Source organism: Pseudoalteromonas sp. BSi20311 (assembly GCF_000239875.1).
In the GTDB taxonomy this organism is placed as follows: domain Bacteria; phylum Pseudomonadota; class Gammaproteobacteria; order Enterobacterales; family Alteromonadaceae; genus Pseudoalteromonas.
The window spans coordinates 1-843 of sequence record NZ_BADU01000094.1 but is presented as its reverse complement, the minus strand read 5'-3'; the positions used below and the strand labels follow the sequence as shown (position 1 = coordinate 843).

The 843-nt window shown below is 33.5% G+C and carries 2 protein-coding genes; both read right to left on the bottom strand.

The window, feature by feature from the left end; translation table 11 throughout:
• The coding region (locus tag P20311_RS11095; RefSeq protein ID WP_158307806.1) for a TolC family protein at positions 1-418 on the bottom strand (418 nt) is incomplete at its 3' end.
• A gap of 83 nt (positions 419-501) precedes the next feature.
• A partial coding sequence (locus tag P20311_RS11090) for a hypothetical protein (protein WP_238529445.1) occupies positions 502-843 on the bottom strand: 342 nt, incomplete at its 5' end.

Sequence of the window (843 nt, the reverse complement as noted above, 5' to 3'; positions counted from 1 at the left end):
CAGCTTCTTTTGCTGCTTGCCAATTAACTAATGCAGTTAAAGCGTTAGCCTTTTTAGAATCGAGTAAAGATAACAATTGTTGCTGGTTTACATAGACATCAATTTCACCAATGCTTTTATTTGCTGATTGCTTATCCCAGAAATCAATTGTTTGGCTGATACCAATGGAGTAATTATCAAAATCACCTTCTTTTTCATAACTAGCTTCTAGCTCTGGGTTATAAACGGCTTGAGTTAAACCTTTGGCTCTATGACTACTTGCATTGAGTAACTCTTTCGCTGCTATAACTTCGGGATCTTTATTTATTTGACTATCTAGCCATGAAATATTTTTCTCTTTGCCATAACTGGCAGCTGAAAAACTCACAACCATGCATAAAGACAGGACTAAACCTGTATTTTTTAAATATATATACATAAAAATTCTTAATTTTAAAATTAATAAACACGAACCCTTTATCCATTATTAAAGGATAAATAGGTCATTAAAAATTAATCTAATTAAGAAATAGGCGGACGAAGTATAGCTTCAAGAAAGGTACTTGTTTGATCAATTTGATAAGGCGTTTTATTGATAATATTTAGCTTACCATCGACATTGGAATTACTGACTAAAATCCAAGATAAGTGGCTGCCACTGCAATGACCACAGTGATGACAATCCTTTACATCGTGCTGTTCATCATCTGTATTATCATTTAAAATATTTCGATCATCTGCATGATCATGTTGAGTTTGAAGGTGCTCTATATCTACCTGGTGATTCTCAGATGTTGCGGATACAACAGCAGTTAACGATTGCAAAACAATCGAAACGACTAAGAGCATTTTTAGTACAACATT